Source organism: Bacillus sp. SIMBA_005, from assembly GCF_046535585.1.
Classification (GTDB): domain Bacteria; phylum Bacillota; class Bacilli; order Bacillales; family Bacillaceae; genus Bacillus; species Bacillus pumilus.
On the sequence record NZ_JAWRWI010000274.1, the window covers coordinates 1 to 278 of the forward strand.

Consider the following 278-nt stretch of genomic DNA (forward strand, 5'->3'; position numbering starts at 1 on the left):
GTTGCCGTTTCATTGTACAGCTCCTCAAACTTTTCATGAAGAGTGAAGAAATCTTTTCCTTTCACATACCAGTGATAATTATGTAGTTTCACATACATGACTGTCCAGTTGGCTACTTGTTTGTTCACTGCTTGAATCAATTGTTCTGACATGGTATCTCCTCCTTGTTATATGACTATGTATACCCTTAATATCGTACGCGAAAACCTCTTTTTTACCCTTATCTGTCACGATTTCTTCTATTATGCTACAATTGTTAAAAAACGGGAGGTGGAATG

The 278-nt window shown here is 36.7% G+C and carries 1 protein-coding gene; it reads right to left on the reverse strand.

Going from position 1 to position 278, the window contains the following annotated elements; genetic code table 11:
* The coding region (locus SB660_RS20080; protein WP_410584053.1) for a Dps family protein at nucleotides 1-152 on the reverse strand (152 nt) is incomplete at its 3' end.
* Nucleotides 153-278 lie beyond the last annotated feature (126 nt).